Annotated in this window: 1 rRNA gene; it reads left to right on the forward strand. The window is 59.0% G+C overall.

What is annotated here, in order from left to right:
• A 16S ribosomal RNA gene (locus ACTHSX_RS10770) occupies positions 1 to 251 on the forward strand; the annotation flags it as partial.

Here is a 251-nt window from a genome sequence, read left to right on the forward strand (position 1 = left end):
GTATAAGAGACAGCCTACGGGTGGCAGCAGTAAGGAATATTGCGCAATGGGCGACAGCCTGACGCAGCGACGCCGCGTGGGGGATGAAGGTCTTCGGATTGTAAACCCCTTTCGGCAGGGAAGATGGAACGGGTAACCGTTCGGACGGTACCTGCAGAAGCAGCCACGGCTAACTTCGTGCCAGCAGCCGCGGTCATACGAAGGTGGCAAGCGTTGTTCGGATTTACTGGGCGTACAGGGAGCGTAGGCGG

This window comes from Neisseria sp. P0014.S002, assembly GCF_051958295.1.
In the GTDB taxonomy this organism is placed as follows: domain Bacteria; phylum Pseudomonadota; class Gammaproteobacteria; order Burkholderiales; family Neisseriaceae; genus Neisseria; species Neisseria flavescens_B.